This window comes from Prauserella muralis (genome assembly GCF_003202285.1).
In the GTDB taxonomy this organism is placed as follows: domain Bacteria; phylum Actinomycetota; class Actinomycetes; order Mycobacteriales; family Pseudonocardiaceae; genus Prauserella_B; species Prauserella_B muralis.
Window position 1 is genome coordinate 1,576,478 of record NZ_MASW01000001.1, and the last position, 21,077, is coordinate 1,597,554.

General features: G+C 67.4%; 21 protein-coding genes. All 21 read left to right on the forward strand.

Annotated elements, in window-relative coordinates; translation table 11 throughout:
• The first annotated feature begins 178 nt into the window (after positions 1–178).
• The 21 genes from rpoB (at position 179) to rplE (ending at position 21,074) form a co-directional block, all read left to right on the forward strand.
• Positions 179–3,670: a DNA-directed RNA polymerase subunit beta gene (gene rpoB / locus BAY60_RS08565; RefSeq protein WP_112280213.1), complete on the forward strand. Its 3,492-nt coding sequence runs from the start codon at positions 179–181 to the stop codon at positions 3,668–3,670.
• 98 nt (positions 3,671–3,768) lie between these two features.
• A complete protein-coding gene (locus BAY60_RS08570; RefSeq protein WP_112280214.1) occupies positions 3,769–7,680 on the forward strand; it encodes a DNA-directed RNA polymerase subunit beta' in 3,912 nt (1,303 codons plus the stop codon).
• Positions 7,681–7,765: 85 nt separating this feature from the next.
• Positions 7,766–8,347, forward strand: coding sequence for a DinB family protein (locus BAY60_RS08575; RefSeq protein WP_245992372.1), 582 nt, complete (start codon positions 7,766–7,768; stop codon positions 8,345–8,347).
• A 1,094-nt stretch (positions 8,348–9,441) separates the two neighbouring features.
• Positions 9,442–9,816, forward strand: coding sequence for a 30S ribosomal protein S12 (rpsL, locus tag BAY60_RS08580; protein WP_003102113.1), 375 nt, complete (start codon positions 9,442–9,444; stop codon positions 9,814–9,816).
• Positions 9,816–10,286, forward strand: coding sequence for a 30S ribosomal protein S7 (gene rpsG, locus BAY60_RS08585; protein ID WP_112280215.1), 471 nt, complete (start codon positions 9,816–9,818; stop codon positions 10,284–10,286). Before rpsL ends, rpsG begins: the two co-directional genes overlap by 1 nt.
• Positions 10,287–10,358: 72 nt before the next feature.
• Complete coding sequence (gene fusA / locus BAY60_RS08590) at positions 10,359–12,458, forward strand: elongation factor G (protein ID WP_112280216.1); 2,100 nt, start codon at positions 10,359–10,361, stop codon at positions 12,456–12,458.
• Positions 12,459–12,663: 205 nt separating this feature from the next.
• Positions 12,664–13,857, forward strand: coding sequence for an elongation factor Tu (tuf, locus tag BAY60_RS08595; RefSeq protein WP_112280217.1), 1,194 nt, complete (start codon positions 12,664–12,666; stop codon positions 13,855–13,857).
• A gap of 365 nt (positions 13,858–14,222) precedes the next feature.
• On the forward strand, positions 14,223–14,528 hold the full coding sequence (gene rpsJ / locus BAY60_RS08600) for a 30S ribosomal protein S10 (protein ID WP_003883485.1): 306 nt from the start codon (positions 14,223–14,225) through the stop codon (positions 14,526–14,528).
• A 31-nt stretch (positions 14,529–14,559) separates the two neighbouring features.
• The gene (gene rplC, locus BAY60_RS08605) at positions 14,560–15,216 is read left to right on the forward strand and encodes a 50S ribosomal protein L3 (RefSeq protein ID WP_112280218.1); all 657 of its coding nucleotides are present in this window, start codon (positions 14,560–14,562) and stop codon (positions 15,214–15,216) included.
• The gene (gene rplD / locus BAY60_RS08610; protein ID WP_112280219.1) at positions 15,213–15,902 is read left to right on the forward strand and encodes a 50S ribosomal protein L4; all 690 of its coding nucleotides are present in this window, start codon (positions 15,213–15,215) and stop codon (positions 15,900–15,902) included. The genes rplC and rplD overlap by 4 nt, the downstream gene beginning before the upstream one ends.
• Positions 15,899–16,210: a 50S ribosomal protein L23 gene (rplW, locus tag BAY60_RS08615; RefSeq protein WP_112280220.1), complete on the forward strand. Its 312-nt coding sequence runs from the start codon at positions 15,899–15,901 to the stop codon at positions 16,208–16,210. The genes rplD and rplW overlap by 4 nt, the downstream gene beginning before the upstream one ends.
• Positions 16,211–16,224: 14 nt before the next feature.
• Positions 16,225–17,058, forward strand: a complete 834-nt coding sequence (rplB, locus tag BAY60_RS08620; protein WP_112280221.1) for a 50S ribosomal protein L2 — start codon at positions 16,225–16,227, stop codon at positions 17,056–17,058.
• Positions 17,059–17,076: 18 nt separating this feature from the next.
• The gene (rpsS, locus tag BAY60_RS08625) at positions 17,077–17,358 is read left to right on the forward strand and encodes a 30S ribosomal protein S19 (protein WP_009152380.1); all 282 of its coding nucleotides are present in this window, start codon (positions 17,077–17,079) and stop codon (positions 17,356–17,358) included.
• A 28-nt stretch (positions 17,359–17,386) separates the two neighbouring features.
• On the forward strand, positions 17,387–17,806 hold the full coding sequence (gene rplV / locus BAY60_RS08630) for a 50S ribosomal protein L22 (protein ID WP_112280222.1): 420 nt from the start codon (positions 17,387–17,389) through the stop codon (positions 17,804–17,806).
• Positions 17,806–18,663, forward strand: a complete 858-nt coding sequence (gene rpsC, locus BAY60_RS08635) for a 30S ribosomal protein S3 (protein ID WP_112280223.1) — start codon at positions 17,806–17,808, stop codon at positions 18,661–18,663. The genes rplV and rpsC overlap by 1 nt, the downstream gene beginning before the upstream one ends.
• A 3-nt stretch (positions 18,664–18,666) precedes the next feature.
• Positions 18,667–19,086 carry a 50S ribosomal protein L16 gene (gene rplP, locus BAY60_RS08640; protein ID WP_112280224.1) on the forward strand — a complete coding sequence of 140 codons (420 nt, stop codon included), beginning with the start codon at positions 18,667–18,669 and terminating at the stop codon, positions 19,084–19,086.
• Complete coding sequence (gene rpmC / locus BAY60_RS08645) at positions 19,086–19,337, forward strand: 50S ribosomal protein L29 (RefSeq protein ID WP_112280225.1); 252 nt, start codon at positions 19,086–19,088, stop codon at positions 19,335–19,337. Before rplP ends, rpmC begins: the two co-directional genes overlap by 1 nt.
• Positions 19,334–19,615, forward strand: coding sequence for a 30S ribosomal protein S17 (gene rpsQ / locus BAY60_RS08650; protein WP_112280226.1), 282 nt, complete (start codon positions 19,334–19,336; stop codon positions 19,613–19,615). Before rpmC ends, rpsQ begins: the two co-directional genes overlap by 4 nt.
• A gap of 206 nt (positions 19,616–19,821) precedes the next feature.
• Positions 19,822–20,190: a 50S ribosomal protein L14 gene (rplN, locus tag BAY60_RS08655; RefSeq protein WP_112280227.1), complete on the forward strand. Its 369-nt coding sequence runs from the start codon at positions 19,822–19,824 to the stop codon at positions 20,188–20,190.
• Complete coding sequence (rplX, locus tag BAY60_RS08660) at positions 20,191–20,505, forward strand: 50S ribosomal protein L24 (RefSeq protein ID WP_112280228.1); 315 nt, start codon at positions 20,191–20,193, stop codon at positions 20,503–20,505. It abuts the gene before it with no gap.
• The gene (gene rplE, locus BAY60_RS08665) at positions 20,505–21,074 is read left to right on the forward strand and encodes a 50S ribosomal protein L5 (RefSeq protein WP_112280229.1); all 570 of its coding nucleotides are present in this window, start codon (positions 20,505–20,507) and stop codon (positions 21,072–21,074) included. Before rplX ends, rplE begins: the two co-directional genes overlap by 1 nt.
• Positions 21,075–21,077 lie beyond the last annotated feature (3 nt).

Sequence of the window (21,077 nt, forward strand, 5' to 3'; positions counted from 1 at the left end):
TCCGGCGCGCCCCCTCGACAAGTGCCGTCTTCGGGGCTAGACTGCTTGTTTGCGCTGCCCACTTTCAGGCTGCCTATTTACGGTAGCTAGGATGGTCGGCAACACCGCACCCTTGACAGTACGCGTTGCTCGTTGCTAGCGCGGCTGCTCAACCGCTATGTCCCCGGAAGGACGCATCTTGGCAGTCTCTCCCGCGAACCAGGCCACTGCTGCGACCACCTCGACACGAGAGCTAACGGGAATTCCTGGAGCACCGAAGCGGGTTTCGTTCGCGAAGATCCGCGAGCCGCTGAGCACTCCAGACCTGCTTGACGTGCAGATTCGGTCATTCGAATGGTTTACCGGCGCGGAGGCGTGGTACGCACGCGCCGTCGACGAGGGCGAGGAGAACCCGGTCGGTGGTCTGGAGGAGGTCCTCAACGAGATCTCCCCGATCGAGGACTTCTCCGGATCCATGTCCCTGTCCTTCTCCGACCCGCGCTTCGACGAGGTCAAGGCCTCCGTCGAGGAGTGCAAGGACAAGGACATGACCTACGCGGCGCCGCTGTTCGTCACCGCCGAGTTCGTCAACAACAACACCGGTGAGATCAAGAGCCAGACGGTCTTCATGGGCGACTTCCCCGTGATGACCGACAAGGGCACCTTCATCATCAACGGCACCGAGCGCGTCGTCGTGTCGCAGCTCGTCCGTTCGCCGGGTGTGTACTTCGACCAGGCCGTCGACAAGACGACCGACAAGGACGTCTTCAGCGTCAAGATCATTCCGAGTCGTGGTGCGTGGCTCGAGTTCGACGTCGACAAGCGCGACACCGTGGGTGTCCGCATCGACCGCAAGCGCCGCCAGCCCGTCACCGTGCTGCTCAAGGCGCTCGGCTGGACCACCGAGGCGATCCGGGAGCGCTTCGCCTTCTCCGAGACGCTGCTCGCGACCCTGGAGAAGGACCACACCGCGGGGACCGACGAGGCGCTGCTCGACATCTACCGGAAGCTGCGCCCCGGTGAGCCGCCGACGAAGGAGAGCGCCCAGACGCTCCTGGAGAACCTGTTCTTCAAGGACAAGCGCTACGACCTCGCCAAGGTCGGCCGGTACAAGATCAACAAGAAGCTCGGCCTCGACCTGCCCTACGACACCGGCACGCTCACCGAAGAGGACATCGTCACCACCATCGAGTACCTCGTCCGCCTGCACGCGGGCGAGGAGACGATGCAGCGTGGCGAGACCGAGGTGCCGGTCGAGACCGACGACATCGACCACTTCGGCAACCGCCGCCTGCGCACCGTCGGCGAGCTGATCCAGAACCAGATCCGGGTCGGCCTCTCCCGCATGGAGCGCGTGGTCCGTGAGCGGATGACCACTCAGGACGTCGAGGCGATCACGCCGCAGACCCTGATCAACATCCGCCCGGTCGTCGCCGCGATCAAGGAGTTCTTTGGAACCTCCCAGCTGTCGCAGTTCATGGACCAGAACAACCCGCTGTCGGGCTTGACCCACAAGCGCCGCCTCTCGGCGCTGGGCCCCGGCGGCCTTTCCCGTGAGCGCGCCGGCATGGACGTCCGCGACGTGCACCCCAGCCACTACGGCCGGATGTGCCCGATCGAGACGCCGGAAGGTCCCAACATCGGCCTCATCGGCTCGCTGTGCTCCTACGCGCGGGTCAACCCGTTCGGCTTCATCGAGACGCCGTACCGGAAGGTCGTCGAGGGTCAGGTCACCGACGAGGTGCACTACCTGACCGCCGACGAGGAGGACCGTTTCGTCAAGGCGCAGGCCAACGCGCCGCTCACCGACGACGGCCACTTCGCCGAGGACCAGGTGCTGGGCCGGAGGAAGGGCGGCGAGGTCGAGCTGCTCGACCCGCTCGAGATCGACTACATGGACGTGTCGCCGCGGCAGATGGTCTCCGTCGCCACCGGCATGATCCCGTTCCTCGAGCACGACGACGCCAACCGCGCGCTGATGGGTGCCAACATGCAGCGGCAGGCCGTTCCGCTGCTGCGCAACGAGGCCCCGCTGGTCGGAACGGGCGTGGAGCTCACCGCCGCCGTCGACGCCGGTGACGTGATCGTCGCCGAGCAGGCAGGCGTGGTCGAGGAGCTCTCGGCCGACATGGTGACCGTCATGCACGACGACGGCACGCGCAAGAGCTACGGGCTGTACAAGTTCCGCCGCACCAACGCGGGCACGTGCTTCAACCACCGGCCGGTGGTCAACGAGGGCGACCGCATCGAGAAGGGCCAGGTCATCGCCGACGGGCCGTCCACGGACAACGGCGAGATGGCGCTCGGCAAGAACCTGCTCGTGGCGGTCATGCCGTGGGAGGGCCACAACTACGAGGACGCCATCGTCATCTCGCAGCGGCTCGTCCAGGACGACGTGCTCACCTCGATCCACATCGAGGAGCACGAGATCGACGCCCGTGACACCAAGCTCGGTGCCGAGGAGATCACCAGGGACATCCCGAACGTCTCCGAGGACGTGCTGGCCGACCTCGACGAGCGCGGCATCATCCGCATCGGCGCCGAGGTCCGTGACGGCGACATCCTGGTCGGCAAGGTCACGCCGAAGGGCGAGACCGAGCTGACGCCGGAGGAGCGGCTGCTGCGCGCGATCTTCGGCGAGAAGGCCCGCGAGGTCCGGGACACCTCGCTGAAGGTGCCGCACGGCGAGACCGGCAAGGTCATCGGCATCCGGGTGTTCTCCCGCGAGGACGACGACGAGCTGCCCCCGGGCGTCAACGAGCTCGTCCGCGTCTACGTGGCCAAGAAGAGCAAGATCCAGGACGGCGACAAGCTCGCCGGCCGGCACGGCAACAAGGGCGTCATCGGCAAGATCCTGCCGGTCGAGGACATGCCGTTCATGGAGGACGGCACCCCGGTCGACATCGTGCTGAACACCCACGGTGTGCCGCGACGGATGAACATCGGCCAGATCCTGGAGCTGCACCTCGGCTGGCTGGCCTCGCAGGGCTGGAAGGTCGAGGGCGCCCCGGACTGGGCGAAGAACCTCTCGGAGGAGCTGCGCGACGTCGAGCCCGGGACGAACACCGCGACCCCGGTGTTCGACGGCGCCAAGGAGCAGGAGCTCATGGGGCTGCTGTCCTGCACCAAGCCGAACCGCGACGGCGACCGCATGGTCGACGCCGACGGCAAGGCGACGCTGCTCGACGGGCGCTCCGGCGAGCCGTTCCCGTACCCGGTGTCGGTGGGCTACATGTACATCCTGAAGCTGCACCACATGGTGGACGACAAGATCCACGCCCGGTCGACGGGTCCGTACTCGATGATCACCCAGCAGCCGCTGGGTGGTAAGGCGCAGTTCGGTGGCCAGCGCTTCGGTGAGATGGAGTGCTGGGCGATGCAGGCCTACGGCGCGGCGTACACGCTGCAGGAGCTGCTCACCATCAAGTCCGACGACGTGCTCGGCCGCGTGAAGGTCTACGAGGCCATCGTCAAGGGCGAGAACATGCCGTCGCCGGGGATCCCCGAGTCGTTCAAGGTGCTGCTGAAGGAGCTTCAGTCGCTGTGCCTCAACGTCGAGGTGCTCTCGAGTGACGGGGCCGCCATCGAGATGCGCGACTCCGACGACGAGGACCTCGAACGCGCCGCCGCGAACCTGGGCATCAACCTGTCCCGCAACGAGTCGCCCTCGGTGGACGACGTCGTGCAATGACCCAGCCATCCGGGCGGGAAGGACACACCTCCCGCGTGCCCTTCCCGCCCGGGTAGCCGACCCCTCTAGCCGAATCAACCCCAAGGGGATGCAAGGACGTGCTGGACGTCAATTTCTTCGATGAGCTCCGGATCGGGCTGGCCACCGCCGACGACATTCGCCAGTGGTCCTTCGGTGAGGTCAAGAAGCCGGAGACCATCAACTACCGCACGCTCAAGCCGGAGAAGGACGGGCTCTTCTGCGAGAAGATCTTCGGTCCGACCCGCGACTGGGAATGCTACTGCGGCAAGTACAAGCGGGTCCGGTTCAAGGGCATCATCTGCGAGCGCTGCGGCGTCGAGGTGACCAGGGCCAAGGTCCGCCGTGAGCGCATGGGCCACATCGAGCTGGCCGCACCGGTCACCCACATCTGGTACTTCAAGGGTGTTCCCTCGCGGCTGGGCTACCTGCTGGACCTGGCGCCGAAGGACCTCGAGAAGATCATCTACTTCGCGGCGTACGTGATCACGAGCGTGAACACCGAGCTGCGGCACAACGACCAGCCGACGCTGGAGAACGAGATCAGCGTCGAGCGCAAGAACATCGAGGCCAAGCGCGACGCCGACATCGAGGCGCGGGCGCAGAAGCTCGAGGCCGACCTGGCCGAGCTGGAGGGCGAGGGCGCCAAGTCCGACGTCCGCCGCAAGGTCAAGGAGGGCGGCGAGCGTGAGATGCGCCAGATCCGCGACCGGGCCCAGCGTGAGCTGGACCGGCTCGAGGAGGTCTGGTCGACGTTCACCAAGCTCGAGCCGCGTCAGCTGATCGTCGACGAGCAGCTCTACCGCGAGCTGGTCGACCGCTACGGCGAGTACTTCACCGGCGGCATGGGCGCGGAGGCCATCCAGAAGCTGGCCACCGAGTTCGACGTCGACGCTGAGGCCGAGTCGCTGCGCGAGACCATCCGCAACGGCAAGGGGCAGAAGAAGCTCCGCGCCCTCAAGCGGCTCAAGGTCGTCGCCGCGTTCCAGGCGACCGGCAACGACCCGCGCGGCATGGTGCTCGACGCGGTGCCGGTGATCCCGCCGGAGCTGCGCCCGATGGTGCAGCTCGACGGTGGCCGGTTCGCCACGTCGGACCTCAACGACCTGTACCGCCGGGTCATCAACCGCAACAACCGCCTCAAGCGACTGATCGACCTCGGCGCGCCCGAGATCATCGTCAACAACGAGAAGCGGATGCTGCAGGAGGCCGTCGACGCGCTGTTCGACAACGGCCGCCGTGGCCGTCCGGTGACCGGCCCGGGCAACCGGCCGCTGAAGTCGCTGTCCGACCTGCTCAAGGGCAAGCAGGGCCGGTTCCGGCAGAACCTGCTCGGCAAGCGGGTCGACTACTCGGGCCGTTCGGTCATCATCGTCGGCCCGCAGCTGAAGCTGCACCAGTGCGGCCTGCCGAAGGACATGGCGCTCGAGCTGTTCAAGCCGTTCGTCATGAAGCGGCTGGTGGACCTCAACCACGCGCAGAACATCAAGTCCGCCAAGCGGATGGTGGAGCGGGCCCGCCCGCAGGTGTGGGACGTGCTGGAAGAGGTCATCAACGGGCACCCGGTGCTGCTCAACCGTGCGCCGACGCTGCACCGCCTCGGTATCCAGGCCTTCGAGCCGCAGCTGGTGGAAGGCAAGGCCATCCAGCTGCACCCGCTGGTCTGCGAGGCGTTCAACGCCGACTTCGACGGTGACCAGATGGCCGTGCACCTCCCGCTGTCGGCGGAGGCGCAGGCCGAGGCACGCATCCTGATGCTGTCGGCGAACAACATCCTGTCGCCGGCGTCGGGCCGTCCGCTGGCCATGCCGCGACTGGACATGGTGACCGGCCTGTTCCACCTGACGCGGCAGGACGAGAACGCGCTCGGCGCGGGCAAGTCCTACTCGTCGGTGGCCGAGGCCATCATGGCGTTCGACATGAAGCAGGTCGGCCTGCACGCCCCGGTGAAGATCCGGGTCAAGGACCGGCAGCCGCCGAAGGCCGAGGAGCCGACGCTGCGCGAGGCGGGCTGGGAGCCCGGCCAGCCGTGGCTGGCCGAGACGACCCTGGGCCGCGTGCTGTTCAACGAGCTGCTCCCGGCGGACTACCCGTTCGTCAACGAGCCGCTGCCGAAGAAGCGGCAGGCGGTCATCGTCAACGACCTCGCCGAGCGCTACTCGATGACGCAGGTCGCGCAGACCCTGGACCGGCTCAAGGACGCCGGCTTCCACTGGGCCACGCGCTCCGGTGTCACGGTCGCCATCTCCGACGTGCTGGTGCCGCCGGAGAAGAAGGAGATCCTGGACCAGTACGAGGCCAGGGCCGCCCAGGTGGAGAAGCGCTACCAGCGTGGTCAGCTCTCGCACGCCGAGCGCAACAACGAGCTCGTCAAGGTGTGGGGCCAGGCGACGGAGGACGTGGCCAAGGTCATGGAGGAGCACTTCCCCGAGGACAACCCGATCGCGATGATCGTGAAGTCCGGTGCGGCGGGCAACATGACCCAGGTCCGGTCGCTGGCCGGTATGCGCGGTCTGGTGTCCAACCCGAAGGGTGAGTACATCCCGCGGCCGATCAAGTCGAACTTCCGTGAGGGCCTTTCGGTGGCGGAGTACTTCATCGCCACCCACGGCGCCAGGAAGGGCCTGGCCGACACCGCGCTGCGGACCGCCGACTCGGGTTACCTGACCCGTCGTCTGGTGGACGTGTCGCAGGACGTCATCGTGCGCGAGATCGACTGCGCCACCAGCCGCGGCATCAACATGACCATCGCGGAGGACCTCGGCGACGGCCGGATCGTGCGGTCCCAGCACGTGGAGACCAGCGCCTACGCGCGCTGCCTCGCCTCCGACGCGGTGGACGCGCAGGGCAACGTGGTGCTCAACGCGGGCGACGACCTCGGCGACCCGGCCATCGAGACGCTGGTCTCCAGTGGCATCACCAGGGTCAAGGTGCGCAGCGTGCTGACCTGCGAGTCGGCGCAGGGTGTCTGCGCGATGTGCTACGGCCGCTCGATGGCCACCGGCAAGCTGGTGGACGTCGGCGAGGCCGTAGGTATCGTCGCGGCCCAGTCGATCGGTGAGCCGGGCACGCAGCTGACCATGCGTACCTTCCACCAGGGTGGTGTCGCTGGTGACGACATCACGACCGGTCTGCCGCGTGTGACCGAGCTGTTCGAGGCCCGGGTGCCGAAGGGCAAGGCGCCGATCGCCGACGTCGATGGCCGCGTGCGCATCGAGGAGAGCGAGCGGTTCTGGAAGATCACGCTCATCCCGGACGACGGCAGCGAGGAGATCGTCTTCGACAAGCTGTCGAAGCGGCAGCGGCTCGCGGTCGGCCCGAACGGCCCGCTGGCGGACGGCGACCACGTCAACGTCGGCCAGCTGCTGCTCGAGGGCACGCCGGACCCGCACGAGGTGCTGCGTGTCATGGGTCCGCGCGAGGCGCAGATGCACCTCGTGGACGAGGTCCAGAAGGTGTACCGGGCGCAGGGCGTGTCGATCCACGACAAGCACATCGAGGTCATCGTGCGGCAGATGCTGCGCCGCGTGACGATCATCGACTCCGGTGCCACCGAGTTCCTGCCCGGCGAGCTGCCCGAGCGCACGCGCTTCGAGCAGATCAACCGGCAGGCGGTGGCCGAGGGCGGCGAGCCCGCCTCGGGCCGCCCGGTGCTGATGGGCATCACGAAGGCCTCGCTGACCACGGACTCGTGGCTGTCGGCGGCGTCGTTCCAGGAGACCACGCGTGTCCTGACCGACGCGGCGATCAACGGCCGCAGCGACAAGCTCGTGGGCCTGAAGGAGAACGTGATCATCGGTAAGTTGATCCCGGCCGGCACGGGCATCAACCGGTACCGCAACATCCAGGTGCAGCCGACCGAGGAGGCGCGGGTCGCGGCGTACGCGATCCCGTCCTACGACGACGGCTACTACACCCCGGACGTGTTCGGGACCGGTACCGGCGCCGCGGTGCCGCTGGACGACTACGACTTCGGTCGTGACTTCCGCTGATCTCGTCTGCGTAGCCGGATGATCCGCTCGGCCCCGGGGTGCCTCCCGCGCCCCGGGGCCGAGTGCCGTTCAGCGTCGCTTAACGGTGCGCAACGGATTCTCGCTGGTGCTCTGGGGCGCGGCGGGTGACGATCTGCTCGTGATTACGCCTGACACGAAGGACTGGACCTGGGTCCTGCACCGCACCTGCACCGAGTGCGGATTCGACGCGTCGTCCATCACGCCGCAGCAGGTGCCCGCGATGCTGCGAATGAACGCGGCGTCCTGGAGGCAACTGCTGGACGCGGGGGAGGACGTGCGGACCCGGCCGCGGCCAGACAAGTGGTCGCCGCTGGAGTACGCCTGCCATGTCCGGGACGTCTTCCGGCTCTACGACGAGCGTCTGGTGCTCATGCTGTCCGAGGACGGCCCGGCCTTCCCGAACTGGGACCAGGACGAGACGGCGGTCACCGAGCGGTACGCCGAGCAGGACCCGCACCGGGTGGCGGTGGAACTCGCCGAGGCGGCGGAGGCCCTCGCCGTGCGCTTCGAACAGGTGCGGGAGGACCAGTGGCAGCGCACCGGCACGCGCAGCGACGGAGCCCATTTCACGGTGGACACCTTCGCCCGCTATTTCATCCACGACCCCGTCCACCACTGGCACGACGTCACCCCGGACCGCGTTTAGCGGGCTCACTGTCGTCGCCGGCCCCGTCCCCCAGCGCGTTTAGCGGGCAAACTGTCGTCGCCGGGCCCGTCCGGGGGTGCGGGCCGCTCACCGCGCCGCTGCGCCGGGCACCCGTCGCCGGCCCCGTCGTGGAGTCCGCCGGGGTGCGTTCTGCCCGCGAAACGCGCCCCGGGGCGGCAGGCCGGGCGCGTTTCGCGGGCAGAATGTCGCGGGCGGGCTCAGGGGGAAGCCGGTGTTGTAGCCCGTCATGCCGGGCCGGTCACCACGTGGTCGTAGCGCGAGTCGTCGCTGTACGTGCCGGGGTGACCTGCCGACGTCTCGGTACGCGTGCGCGCTCCCGGGTGTGGAACACCTACCCCGGGCACCGCCGGCAGCGAACGACGCCACGCGCAGGCGCCGCGTGCCCCACCAGGCCAGGCCCATGGCGAGCGGAACGAGCCGGATCCACCCGGCCGGATCGTCCGGCAGCCACGCCGGCACGTCGAATCAGCCCTCTCCTTGCCGGTCATGGTGCCGAAGCCCTTCCGCACCGCTCGGGACCGGCGGCCACCGTGCTCAGTCGATCGGGTGATGTGGCCACGACCTCCAGTTCGGTGGGCGGCCGTGTATCCGGCCGAGGCTCGCGAACTGCTCGTCGACGTCCTTCAGCGTCGGCCGGACCTGCTCGAACTGAGCGACGAGCCGGTCGCACTCGGCTGACACTGCTTGCCACCCCAGCTAGGGTGGTGGTCACGGGTGCTCGACGCGGCTCGATGATCGCGCATCCGGCCTGCGCGCAGGCGAGGATCCGGTAAACTGGTCCTGTAAGCCACCCGTCCGTGCCGCGTCATGGGCCGAAACGGACCCCGATGTGGTCGCTCTCAGAGTGGGCGGGTATCTTTGACGACCGTGCCCGGCACGCGTCGGGCTGCTCCGGTGCCGTGTGGCCACGGCTGGGTACTCAGGTGCCCACCCGCGGTCTCGGTCAGGCGGGGCTCCACGGAAATCCCGATGGGAAGTTAACGGATCGGAAGATCCTGACGCGGGCCGACACGCCCGACCGCGGGGGCCGGGGAGACAAGTAGAGCTACAGGACGCGACAGAAAGCTGGTCCATTGCCCACGATCCAGCAGCTGGTCCGCAAGGGCCGCCAGGACAAGGCTGCCAAGCAGAAGACCGCGGCGCTCAAGGGGAGCCCGCAGCGGCGCGGCGTGTGCACCCGCGTGTACACCACGACGCCCAAGAAGCCGAACTCGGCGCTGCGCAAGGTCGCGCGTGTGAAGCTGACCAGCGGCATCGAGGTCACGGCCTACATTCCCGGTGAGGGGCACAACCTGCAGGAGCACTCGATGGTGCTCGTGCGCGGCGGTCGTGTGAAGGACCTCCCGGGTGTTCGCTACAAGATCATCCGCGGCTCCCTCGACACGCAGGGTGTGAAGAACCGCAAGCAGGCGCGCAGCCGGTATGGCGCGAAGAAGGAGAAGAGCTAATGCCCCGCAAGGGTCCGGCCCCGAAGCGGCCACTGATCGCTGACCCCGTCTACGCCTCGCCGCTCGTCACCCAGCTGGTGAATAAGGTGCTGACGGACGGCAAGCGCTCGCTGGCCGAGCGCATCGTCTACGGCGCGATGGAAGGCGCTCGCGAGAAGACCGGCACCGACCCGGTCGTCACGCTGAAGCGTGCGCTCGACAACGTGCGGCCCACCCTCGAGGTGAAGAGCCGCCGGGTCGGTGGCGCCACCTACCAGGTGCCGATCGAGGTCAAGCCGGGCCGCTCGACGACCCTTGCGCTTCGCTGGATCGTGACCTTCGCGCGGCAGCGCCGGGAGAAGACCATGATCGAGCGCCTGCAGAACGAGCTGCTCGACGCGAGCAACGGCCTCGGGGCCAGCGTGAAGCGCCGCGAGGACACTCACAAGATGGCCGAGTCCAACAAGGCTTTCGCTCACTACCGCTGGTGAGCAACGAACACCGCCCGGTCCGACTGATCGAGCCAATGCCGGGCCCCACGTTTGAGACAGGGGAACACTGAAGTGGCACGTGACGTGCTGACCGACCTGAGCAAGGTCCGCAACATCGGCATCATGGCCCACATCGACGCCGGTAAGACCACCACCACCGAGCGGATCCTGTTCTACACCGGGATCAACTACAAGATCGGCGAGGTGCACGACGGCGCCGCGACGATGGACTGGATGGAGGAGGAGCAGAAGCGGGGTATCACCATCACCTCGGCTGCCACCACCACCTTCTGGAACGACTACCAGATCAACATCATCGACACGCCGGGCCACGTCGACTTCACCGTCGAGGTGGAGCGTTCCCTGCGCGTGCTCGACGGTGCCGTTGCCGTGTTCGACGGCAAGGAGGGTGTCGAGCCCCAGTCCGAGCAGGTCTGGCGGCAGGCCGACAAGTACGAGGTCCCGCGCATCTGCTTCGTCAACAAGATGGACAAGCTGGGCGCCGACTTCTACTTCACCGTCCGCACCATCTCCGAGCGCCTCGGCGCCCGCCCGCTGGTCATCCAGCTGCCCATCGGTGCCGAGAGCGACTTCCAGGGTGTCGTCGACCTCGTCCGCATGAAGGCGCTGACCTGGCGTGGTGACGTCAAGAAGGGCGAGGACTACGAGGTCGAGGAGATCCCGGCCGACCTCGCCGACACGGCCGCGGAGTACCGCGACAAGCTCATCGAGGCGGTCGCCGAGACCGACGACGAGCTGATGGAGAAGTACTTCGGCGGCGAGGAGCTGACCGAGGCGGAGATCAAGGCGGGCATCCGCAAGCTGACCATCGCCAGGGAGGCCTTCCCGGTGCTGGCAGGCTCGGCGTTCAAGAACAAGGGCGTGCAGCCCATGCTCGACGCCGTGATCGACTACCTGCCCGCGCCGATGGACGTCCCGCCGGTCGAGGGTCTGCTGCTCGACGGCGAGACCAAGGCGTCGCGCAAGCCGTCGACCGACGAGCCGTTCTCGGCGCTGGTGTCGAAGGTCGCCGTGCACCCGTTCTACGGCAAGCTGACCTACATCCGCGTCTACTCGGGCAAGGTCTCCTCCGGCTCCCAGGTCATCAACGCGACCAAGGAGCGCAAGGAGCGCATCGGCAAGCTCTTCCAGATGCACTCCAACAAGGAGAACCCGGTCGACGAGGCGCAGGCCGGCCACATCTACGCGGTGCAGGGGCTGAAGGACACCACCACGGGTGACACCCTGGCGGACCCGCAGAACCCGATCGTGCTGGAGTCGATGACCTTCCCCGAGCCGGTCATCAAGGTCGCGATCGAGCCCAAGACGAAGGCCGACCAGGAGAAGCTCTCCACCGCGATCCAGAAGCTGGCCGACGAGGACCCGACCTTCCGCGTCAGCCAGGACGAGGAGACCGGTCAGACGATCATCGAGGGCATGGGCGAGCTCCACCTCGAGGTCCTCGTCAACCGGATGAAGTCCGACTTCAAGGTCGAGGCGAACATCGGCAAGCCGCAGGTGGCCTACCGGGAGACCATCCGGAAGACCATCGACAAGCTGGAGTACACCCACAAGAAGCAGACGGGTGGCTCCGGGCAGTTCGCCAAGGTCATCATCAAGCTCGAGCCGCTCGAGACCACGGATGGCGCGCTGTACGAGTTCGACAACAAGGTGACCGGTGGCCGCGTGCCGAGGGAGTACATCCCGTCGGTCGACGCGGGCGCCCAGGACGCCATGCAGTACGGCGTCCTGGCCGGCTACCCGCTCGTCGGGTTGAAGTTCACCCTGTTGGATGGTGCGTACCACGAGGTCGACTCTTCGGAGATGGCCTTCAAGATCGCCGGTTCGATGGCGATGAAGGAAGCCGCGAAGAAGGCGAACCCGGTACTGCTGGAGCCGATGATGGCGGTCGAGGTGACCACGCCCGAGGACTACATGGGCGACGTCATCGGTGACCTGAACTCCCGCCGTGGCCAGATCCAGGCCATGGAGGAGCGGTCGGGTACGCGCGTCGTGAAGGCGCTCGTGCCGCTGTCGGAGATGTTCGGTTACGTGGGCGACCTGCGGTCGAAGACCCAGGGTCGTGCGAACTACTCCATGCAGTTCGACTCCTACGCGGAGGTTCCGTCGAACGTCGCGAAGGAGATCATCGCGAAGGCGACGGGGGAGTGAGCATCGCAGTGAGCGCAAGCGAACGAGGAGCGGAGCGACTCCGGAGCCTTTCATACGACACCGTGGCGACGGGGGAGTAAGAACCCGGAGCACCCAACGCGGGCGCGAAAGGGGCCTCCCCTAAGGTCCGCACAACCGACCAGATCGAGTCGCCTGCGGCTGCCACGTCGGCAGGCGAGCAAGAAAGTCCAGGAGGACAATTCCAGTGGCGAAGGCGAAGTTCGAGCGGAGCAAGCCGCACGTCAACATCGGCACCATCGGTCACGTCGACCACGGCAAGACCACGCTGACCGCGGCGATCACCAAGGTTCTCCACGAGAAGTACCCCGAGCTCAACCAGTCGCGTGCGTTCGACCAGATCGACAACGCGCCTGAGGAGAAGCAGCGCGGCATCACGATCAACATCTCGCACGTCGAGTACCAGACGGAGAAGCGCCACTACGCGCACGTCGACGCTCCTGGGCACGCCGACTACATCAAGAACATGATCACCGGTGCCGCTCAGATGGACGGCGCGATCCTCGTGGTCGCGGCGACCGACGGCCCGATGCCGCAGACGCGTGAGCACGTGCTGCTCGCCCGTCAGGTGGGTGTGCCCTACATCGTGGTGGCCCTCAACAAGGCCGACATGGTCGACGACGAGGAGATCCTCGAGCTCGTCGAGATGGAGGTCCGTGAGCTGCTGTCGGCTCAGGAGTTCCCCGGCGACGACGCTCCGGTGGTCAAGGTCTCCGGCCTCAAGGCCCTCGAGGGCGACGAGAAGTGGGCTCAGAGCGTGCTCGAGCTCATGGACGCCGTCGACGAGAGCGTTCCGGACCCGGTGCGTGCCACCGACAAGCCGTTCCTGATGCCGATCGAGGACGTCTTCACGATCACCGGTCGCGGTACGGTCGTCACCGGCCGGATCGAGCGCGGCGAGATCAAGCTGAACGAAGAGGTCGAGATCGTCGGCATCCGGCCCGACTCCCGCAAGACCACGGTGACGAGCATCGAGATGTTCAACAAGATGCTCGACTACGGCCAGGCCGGCGACAACGCCGCCCTGCTGCTCCGTGGTGTGAAGCGCGAGGACGTCGAGCGTGGCCAGGTCGTCACGAAGCCCGGCACCACCACGCCGCACACCGAGTTCGAGGGCCAGGTCTACATCCTGTCCAAGGACGAGGGTGGCCGGCACACGCCGTTCTTCAACAACTACCGGCCGCAGTTCTACTTCCGCACCACCGACGTGACCGGCGTCGTGACCCTCCCCGAGGGCACCGAGATGGTCATGCCGGGCGACAACACCGAGATCTCGGTGAAGCTGATCCAGCCGGTCGCCATGGACGAGGGTCTGCGGTTCGCCATCCGTGAGGGTGGCCGTACCGTCGGCGCCGGCCAGGTCACCAAGATCATCAAGTAAGCACCCACCCCGGGTGCGGGTGCCGGTTCTCGATATGGCATCCTATTAAGGTTGCTCGACGCGGGGCGGCCGATTCCCGAAGGAAGAAACACCACACGGAATCGGCCGCCCTGCCGCGAGTGTCCTGGACTTGCGGCCTCCGTGAGTCGGGAGCGGCCGGTCAGCGCCGGAGCTCCACGAAGAAGACCTAGTGGCACGACAACGATCCCACGGGATCAGTCTGCGTGGTGGGCGCGACACGCCCGACCGCGTGGACCGGGGACCTGGTCGTTGACGTGCGGAAATAGCGGCACAAGACGGTACTCGGGCTGACGAGCCGATGGCGAGTCGGCCGAGTCAAAGGACGAAGGAACGAGCTGCGAACCATGGCGGGACAGAAGATCCGCATCAGGCTCAAGGCCTACGACCACGAGGCGATCGACGCCAGCGCGCGCAAGATCGTGGAGACGGTGACGCGCACCGGCGCCTCGGTCGTCGGCCCGGTGCCGCTGCCCACCGAGAAGAACGTTTACTGCGTCATCCGCTCGCCGCACAAGTACAAGGACTCGCGCGAGCACTTCGAGATGCGCACGCACAAGCGGCTGATCGACATCCTGGACCCGACGCCGAAGACGGTCGACGCGCTGATGCGCATCGACCTTCCGGCGAGCGTCGACGTGAACATCCAGTAAGCGTTGGGCGAGCGGCGGAGATAAGAGACTCATGTCTGACAGGCAAGTGAAGGGCATTCTGGGCACCAAGCTCGGCATGACGCAGGTGTTCGACGAGAACAACCGGGTGATCCCGGTGACCGTCGTGCAGGCGGGGCCGAACGTGGTGACCCAGGTGCGCGACAAGGACAAGGACGGCTACTCGGCCGTACAGCTGGCGTTCGGCCAGATCGACCCGCGCAAGGTCAACAAGCCGAGGACCGGGCACTTCGACAAGGCAGGCGTGACGCCCCGGCGTTACCTCGCCGAGCTGCGCACCAACGACGCCGACACCTACGAGGTGGGCCAGGAGATCACCGCCGAGCTCTTCGAGACCGGCGCCGTGGTCGACGTGACCGGCACCACCAAGGGCAAGGGCTACGCGGGTGTCATGAAGCGCCACGGCTTCAAGGGCCAGGGCGCCAGCCACGGTAACCAGGCGAAGCACCGCGCACCCGGCTCGATCGGCGGCTGCGCCACGCCGGGCCGCGTGTTCAAGGGCCTGCGCATGGCAGGCCGGATGGGCAACAACCGGGTTACCACGCAGGGCCTGACCGTGCACTCGGTGCGCGCCGAGGACGGCCTGCTGCTGATCAAGGGTGCGGTCCCCGGCCCCAAGGGCGGCCTGATCTTCGTCCGCAGCGCCGCGAAGGGTGGTGTGACGGCATGACCGCGACGATCGAGCTGAAGACGCCTGCCGGGCAGGCCGAGGGCACGGTCGAGCTGCCTGCCGAGATTTTCGACGTGCAGGCGAACATCCCGCTGATGCACCAGGTCGTCGTGGCTCAGCTGGCCGCGGCCCGCCAGGGCACGCACGACACCAAGACCCGCGGCGAGGTCCGCGGTGGTGGCCGCAAGCCCTACCGGCAGAAGGGCACCGGCCGCGCCCGTCAGGGCTCGGTCCGCGCGCCGCAGTTCACCGGTGGCGGCACGGTGCACGGCCCCACGCCGCGCGACTACACGCAGCGCACCCCGAAGAAGATGAAGGCCGCCGCCCTGCGTGGCGCCCTCTCCGACCGGGCGCGCGAGGGCCAGCTGCACGTCGTGACCGAACTGGTCACCGGCGAGAAGCCGTCCACGAAGGACGCCAAGCGGGCCCTCGCCGCGGTGACGCAGGCCAAGCGCGTGCTGGTCGTGCTCCACCGTGACGACGAGCTGAGCTGGCTGTCGGCGCGGAACCTTTCGTACGTCCACCTGATCACGCCGGACCAGTTGAACACCTACGACGTGCTGGTCAACGACGACGTGGTCTTCACAAAGGCGGCGTTCGACGCGTTCCTCGCGGGCCCTGCCAAGGGCAAGAGCGCCAAGGCCTCCGCGACGTCGAGTGAGGCCGAAGGGAGTGACGAGCAGTGAGTTCGGTGGCGATCCCCGACCCGCGCGACGTGATTCTCGCGCCGGTGATCTCCGAGAAGTCCTACGGGCTGCTCGAGGACCACAAGTACACGTTCCTCGTCCACCCTGACGCCAACAAGACCCAGATCAAGATCGCGGTCGAGAAGATCTTCGACGTCAAGGTGATCAGCGTGAACACGCTGAACCGCAACGGCAAGCGCAAGCGCACCCGCTACGGCTACGGCAAGCGCAAGGACACCAAGCGGGCCATCGTGACGCTGTCGGCCGAGAGCAGGCCGATCGAGATCTTCGGCGGACCAGCCGCGTAAGGGACTGAGAAGACATGGGCATCCGCAAGTACAAGCCAACGACTCCGGGGCGCCGGGGCTCCTCGGTCTCCGATTTCGCGGAGATCACCCGGTCGACGCCGGAGAAGTCGCTGCTGCGCCCGCTGAGCAAGTCCGGCGGCCGCAACTCGTCCGGCAAGATCACCACCCGGCACAAGGGTGGCGGGCACAAGCGCGCCTACCGCGTCATCGACTTCCGTCGTCACGACAAGGACGGCGTGCCTGCCAAGGTCGCGCACATCGAGTACGACCCGAACCGCTCGGCGCGGATCGCGCTGTTGCACTACGCCGACGGCGAGAAGCGCTACATCATCGCGCCGGAGAAGCTCAAGCAGGGTGACCGGGTGGAGAACGGCCCGCGGGCCGACATCAAGCCGGGCAACAACCTGCCGCTGCGCAACATCCCGGTGGGCACCGTGATCCACGCGATCGAGCTCCGCCCCGGTGGCGGCGCGAAGATCGCGCGGTCGGCCGGCGCCCGCGTGCAGCTCGTCGCCAAGGACGGCCCGTACGCCCAGCTGCGGATGCCCTCGGGCGAGATCCGCAACGTGGACGTGCGTAACCGCGCCACCGTCGGCGAGGTCGGCAACTCCGAGCACTCCAACATCAACTGGGGCAAGGCGGGCCGCAACCGGTGGCGGGGCAAGCGCCCCACCGTCCGTGGTGTGGTCATGAACCCGGTCGACCACCCGCACGGTGGTGGTGAGGGCAAGACGTCCGGTGGCCGTCACCCGGTGAACCCGAACGGCAAGCCGGAGGGCCGCACCCGCCGTCGCAAGCCGAGCGACCAGTTGATCGTCCGCCGCCGGCGCACCGGCAAGAAGCGCTGAGCAGGGAGGTAGAAGCACATGCCGCGCAGCCTGAAAAAGGGCCCGTTCGTGGACGACCACCTGCTCAAGAAGGTGGACGCGCTCAACGAGTCGGGCAAGAAGACCGTGATCAAGACCTGGTCCCGCAGGTCCACGATCATCCCGGACATGCTCGGTCACACCATCGCGGTGCACGACGGCCGCAAGCACGTCCCGGTGTTCGTCACCGAGGCCATGGTGGGCCACAAGCTGGGCGAGTTCGCCCCGACGCGGACCTTCAAGGGCCACGTCAAGGATGACCGCAAGTCGCGTCGCCGCTGAGCCGCGCACCGAGAAGAGGAACTAGACGATGAACGCGCGTGAGAAGAGCGCAGCCGTGGAGGCCGAAGAGCTGCCCACGGCCTTCGCTCGGGCTCGCTTCGTCCGGGACTCGCCGAGCAAGGTGCGCCGGGTGATCGAGCTGATCAAGGGCCGTAACGCCAACGAGGCGCTGGCCGTGCTGCGGTTCTCCCCGCAGGCCGCCAGTGGCCCGGTGGCCAAGGTGCTCGCCAGCGCCATGGCCAACGCCGAGAACAACCTCGACCTGGACCCGGACACGCTCTGGGTCAAGAACGCCTACGCCGACGACGGCCCGACCCTGAAGCGCATCCGGCCGCGGGCCCAGGGCCGCGCGTACCGGATCCGGAAGCGGACGTCGCACATCACGGTCGAGGTGGAGTCCCGGCCGGAGGCGAAGACCAAGAGCAAGAAGAAGGCAGGTGGCCGGTAGTGGGCCAGAAGATCAACCCGCACGGCTTCCGGCTCGGGATCACCACTGACTGGAAGTCGCGCTGGTACGCCGACAAGCAGTACTCGGAGTACGTGGCCGAGGACGTCAAGATCCGCAAGCTGCTGTCCACGGGCATGGAGCGGGCCGGCATCTCCAAGGTGGAGATCGAGCGCACCCGCGACCGGGTCCGTGTCGACATCCACACCGCCCGGCCGGGCATCGTCATCGGCCGCCGCGGCGCGGAGGCCGACCGGATCCGTGGCGCGCTGGAGAAGCTGACCGGCAAGCAGGTGCAGCTGAACATCCTCGAGGTCAAGAACCCCGAGGCCGACGCCCAGCTCGTCGCACAGGGCGTCGCCGAGCAGCTGTCCAACCGTGTCGCCTTCCGGCGTGCGATGCGCAAGGCGATCCAGACGTCGATGCGCTCGCCACAGGTCAAGGGCATCCGCGTGCAGTGCAGCGGCCGTCTCGGCGGTGCCGAGATGTCGCGCTCCGAGCACTACCGCGACGGTCGCGTCCCGCTGCACACGCTGCGGGCCGACATCGACTACGGCTTCTTCGAGGCTCGCACGACCTTCGGCCGCATCGGCGTGAAGGTCTGGATCTACAAGGGCGACATCGTCGGCGGGCTCAAGGGCAGGGCCGAGCGTGACGCGGCGGCCGCTGCCGAGCGCGCCCCGCGCCGTGAGCGTCCCTCGCGGCGCCGTTCCGGCGCGTCGGGCACCACGCCGACGTCGACCGAAGCCGGCCGGGCTGCCGCGGCGTCCCAGGGTGGCGCGCAGAGCGACACCGACGCCGCGACGAGCCAGGCCCCGCAGGTGGCGTCCCCGGACGCCGCAGAGAAAACGGAGGGCTGACGCGTGCTCATCCCACGCAAGGTCAAGCACCGCAAGCAGCACTCGCCGAGCCGGTCGGGCGCCGCGAAGGGCGGCACGAAGGTCAACTTCGGTGAGTACGGCATCCAGGCGCTCGAGCACAGCTATGTGACGAACCGGCAGATCGAGTCCGCTCGTATCGCCATGACCCGGCACATCAAGCGTGGCGGCAAGATCTGGATCAACATCTTCCCGGACCGGCCGCTCACCAAGAAGCCCGCCGAGACCCGCATGGGTTCCGGCAAGGGCTCGCCCGAGTGGTGGGTCGCCAACGTCAAGCCCGGTCGCGTGATGTTCGAGATGAGCTTCCCGAACGAGGCGGTGGCTCGCGAGGCGCTGCGCCGTGCGATCCACAAGCTGCCGATGAAGTGCCGGATCGTGACCCGGGAAGGTAGTGAGTTCTGATGGCGAAGGCTGCAGGAGTCGCGGCGTCGGAGCTTCGTGAGCTCACTGCGGAAGAGCTGGTGCTGCGCCTCAAGGAGGCCAAGGAGGAGCTGTTCAACCTCCGCTTCCAGATGGCGACCGGTCAGCTCGACAACAACCGCAGGCTGCGCACGGTCCGCGCCGACATCGCGCGGATCTACACCGTGATGCGTGAGCGGGAGCTCGGGCTGTCCATCGCGCCCGAGGAGAACGAGAGTGAGGGTGCGGCATGACGGAGCCGGCGCAGAAGAAGGAGTCGGGCCGCAACTACCGGAAGGTCCGCGAGGGCCTGGTCGTGTCCGACAAGATGAACAAGACGATCGTGGTCGAGCTCGAGGACCGCAAGAAGCACCCGCTGTACGGCAAGGTCATGCGCTCCACCAAGAAGGTGAAGGCGCACGACGAGCAGAACACGGCCGGCGTGGGTGACCGGGTGCTGCTGATGGAGACCCGGCCGATGTCCGCCACCAAGCGCTGGCGGCTGGTCGAGATCCGCGAGAAGGCCAAGTGATGCGTTCGACCCGCCCGCGGCGGTACGCGGCGGCGGCAGCAGGGCCGTTGCGTGGCTGGGCTTGTGCTGGAAGTCGCAGCGCAGGCTCTGGTGACGCCGACGTGTGTGTCGAACGCAAGGCACAGTAAGCAGGGGCCCGTTCAGGGCTCCCTTCGTTCCGCCAGGCTCGGCGACGCCGAGAACCGGCGCGACATACAGGAGTTGACGTGATCCAGCAGGAGTCGCGACTACGAGTCGCCGACAACACGGGTGCCAAGGAGATCCTGACCATCCGCGTGCTCGGTGGCTCGGGGCGGCGCTACGCGGGCATCGGCGACATCATCGTCGCCACCGTCAAGGACGCCATCCCGGGCGCCAATGTGAAGCGGGGTGACGTGGTCAAGGCCGTCGTCGTCCGCACGGTTAAGGAGAAGCGTCGCCCCGACGGCTCCTACATCCGCTTCGACGAGAACGCCGCGGTGCTCATCAAGAACGACAACGAGCCGCGAGGCACCCGCATCTTCGGTCCGGTCGGTCGCGAGCTCCGCGACCGGAAGTTCATGAAGATCATCTCGCTCGCGCCGGAGGTGCTCTGAATGAAGGTGAAGAAGGGGGACACCGTCCTCGTCATCGCCGGTAAGGACAAGGGCGCCAAGGGCAAGGTCATCCAGGCCTACCCGGACCGCCAGCGGGTCCTGGTCGAGGGTGTGAACCGGATCAAGAAGCACACGCGCATCACGCAGACGCAGCGTGGCGCCCAGTCCGGCGGCATCATCACCCAGGAGGCGCCCATCCACGTGTCGAACGTGATGGTCGTGGACTCCGACGGCAAGCCGACTCGCGTCGGCTACCGCATCGGCGAGGACGGCAAGAAGGTTCGTATCTCGCGGAGGACGGGCAAGGACATCTGATGACGACCGCAGAGACGACGTACGCGGGCCCGCGGCTGAGGGCCCGGTACCGCGACGAGATCAAGGCCGAACTGCGCGAGGAGTTCAGCTACGCCAACCCGCACCAGATTCCCGGTGTGGTCAAGGTCGTGGTGAACATGGGCGTCGGCGACGCCGCTCGGGACAGCAAGCTGATCGAGGGTGCCATTCGGGACCTCGCCGCCATCACCGGGCAGAAGCCCGAGGTGCGCAGGGCGCGCAAGTCCATCGCTCAGTTCAAGCTGCGCGAGGGCCAGCCGATCGGTGCACGCGTGACGCTGCGCGGCGACCGCATGTGGGAGTTCCTGGACCGGCTGCTGACCATCGCGCTGCCGCGCATCCGTGACTTCCGTGGCCTGTCGCCGAGGCAGTTCGACGGCAACGGCAACTACACGTTCGGGCTGACCGAGCAGTCGATGTTCCACGAGATCGACCCCGACTCCATCGACCGCCCTCGCGGCATGGACGTCACGGTGGTCACGACCGCCACGAACGACGACGAGGGCCGCGCGCTGCTTCGCAAGCTCGGCTTCCCGTTCAAGGAGAACTGAGCA

Excerpts from the sequence above, each read along its gene's own strand:
- rpsG (WP_112280215.1), top strand. The coding sequence starts at position 9,816 with ATGCCCCGCAAGGGTCCGGCCCCGAAGCGGCCACTGATCGCTGACCCC.
- rpsJ (WP_003883485.1), top strand. The coding sequence starts at position 14,223 with ATGGCGGGACAGAAGATCCGCATCAGGCTCAAGGCCTACGACCACGAG.
- rplC (WP_112280218.1), top strand. The coding sequence starts at position 14,560 with ATGTCTGACAGGCAAGTGAAGGGCATTCTGGGCACCAAGCTCGGCATG.
- rplD (WP_112280219.1), top strand. The coding sequence starts at position 15,213 with ATGACCGCGACGATCGAGCTGAAGACGCCTGCCGGGCAGGCCGAGGGC.
- rplB (WP_112280221.1), top strand. The coding sequence starts at position 16,225 with ATGGGCATCCGCAAGTACAAGCCAACGACTCCGGGGCGCCGGGGCTCC.
- rpsS (WP_009152380.1), top strand. The coding sequence starts at position 17,077 with ATGCCGCGCAGCCTGAAAAAGGGCCCGTTCGTGGACGACCACCTGCTC.
- rplV (WP_112280222.1), top strand. The coding sequence starts at position 17,387 with ATGAACGCGCGTGAGAAGAGCGCAGCCGTGGAGGCCGAAGAGCTGCCC.
- rpmC (WP_112280225.1), top strand. The coding sequence starts at position 19,086 with ATGGCGAAGGCTGCAGGAGTCGCGGCGTCGGAGCTTCGTGAGCTCACT.
- rpsQ (WP_112280226.1), top strand. The coding sequence starts at position 19,334 with ATGACGGAGCCGGCGCAGAAGAAGGAGTCGGGCCGCAACTACCGGAAG.
- rplX (WP_112280228.1), top strand. The coding sequence starts at position 20,191 with ATGAAGGTGAAGAAGGGGGACACCGTCCTCGTCATCGCCGGTAAGGAC.
- rplE (WP_112280229.1), top strand. The coding sequence starts at position 20,505 with ATGACGACCGCAGAGACGACGTACGCGGGCCCGCGGCTGAGGGCCCGG.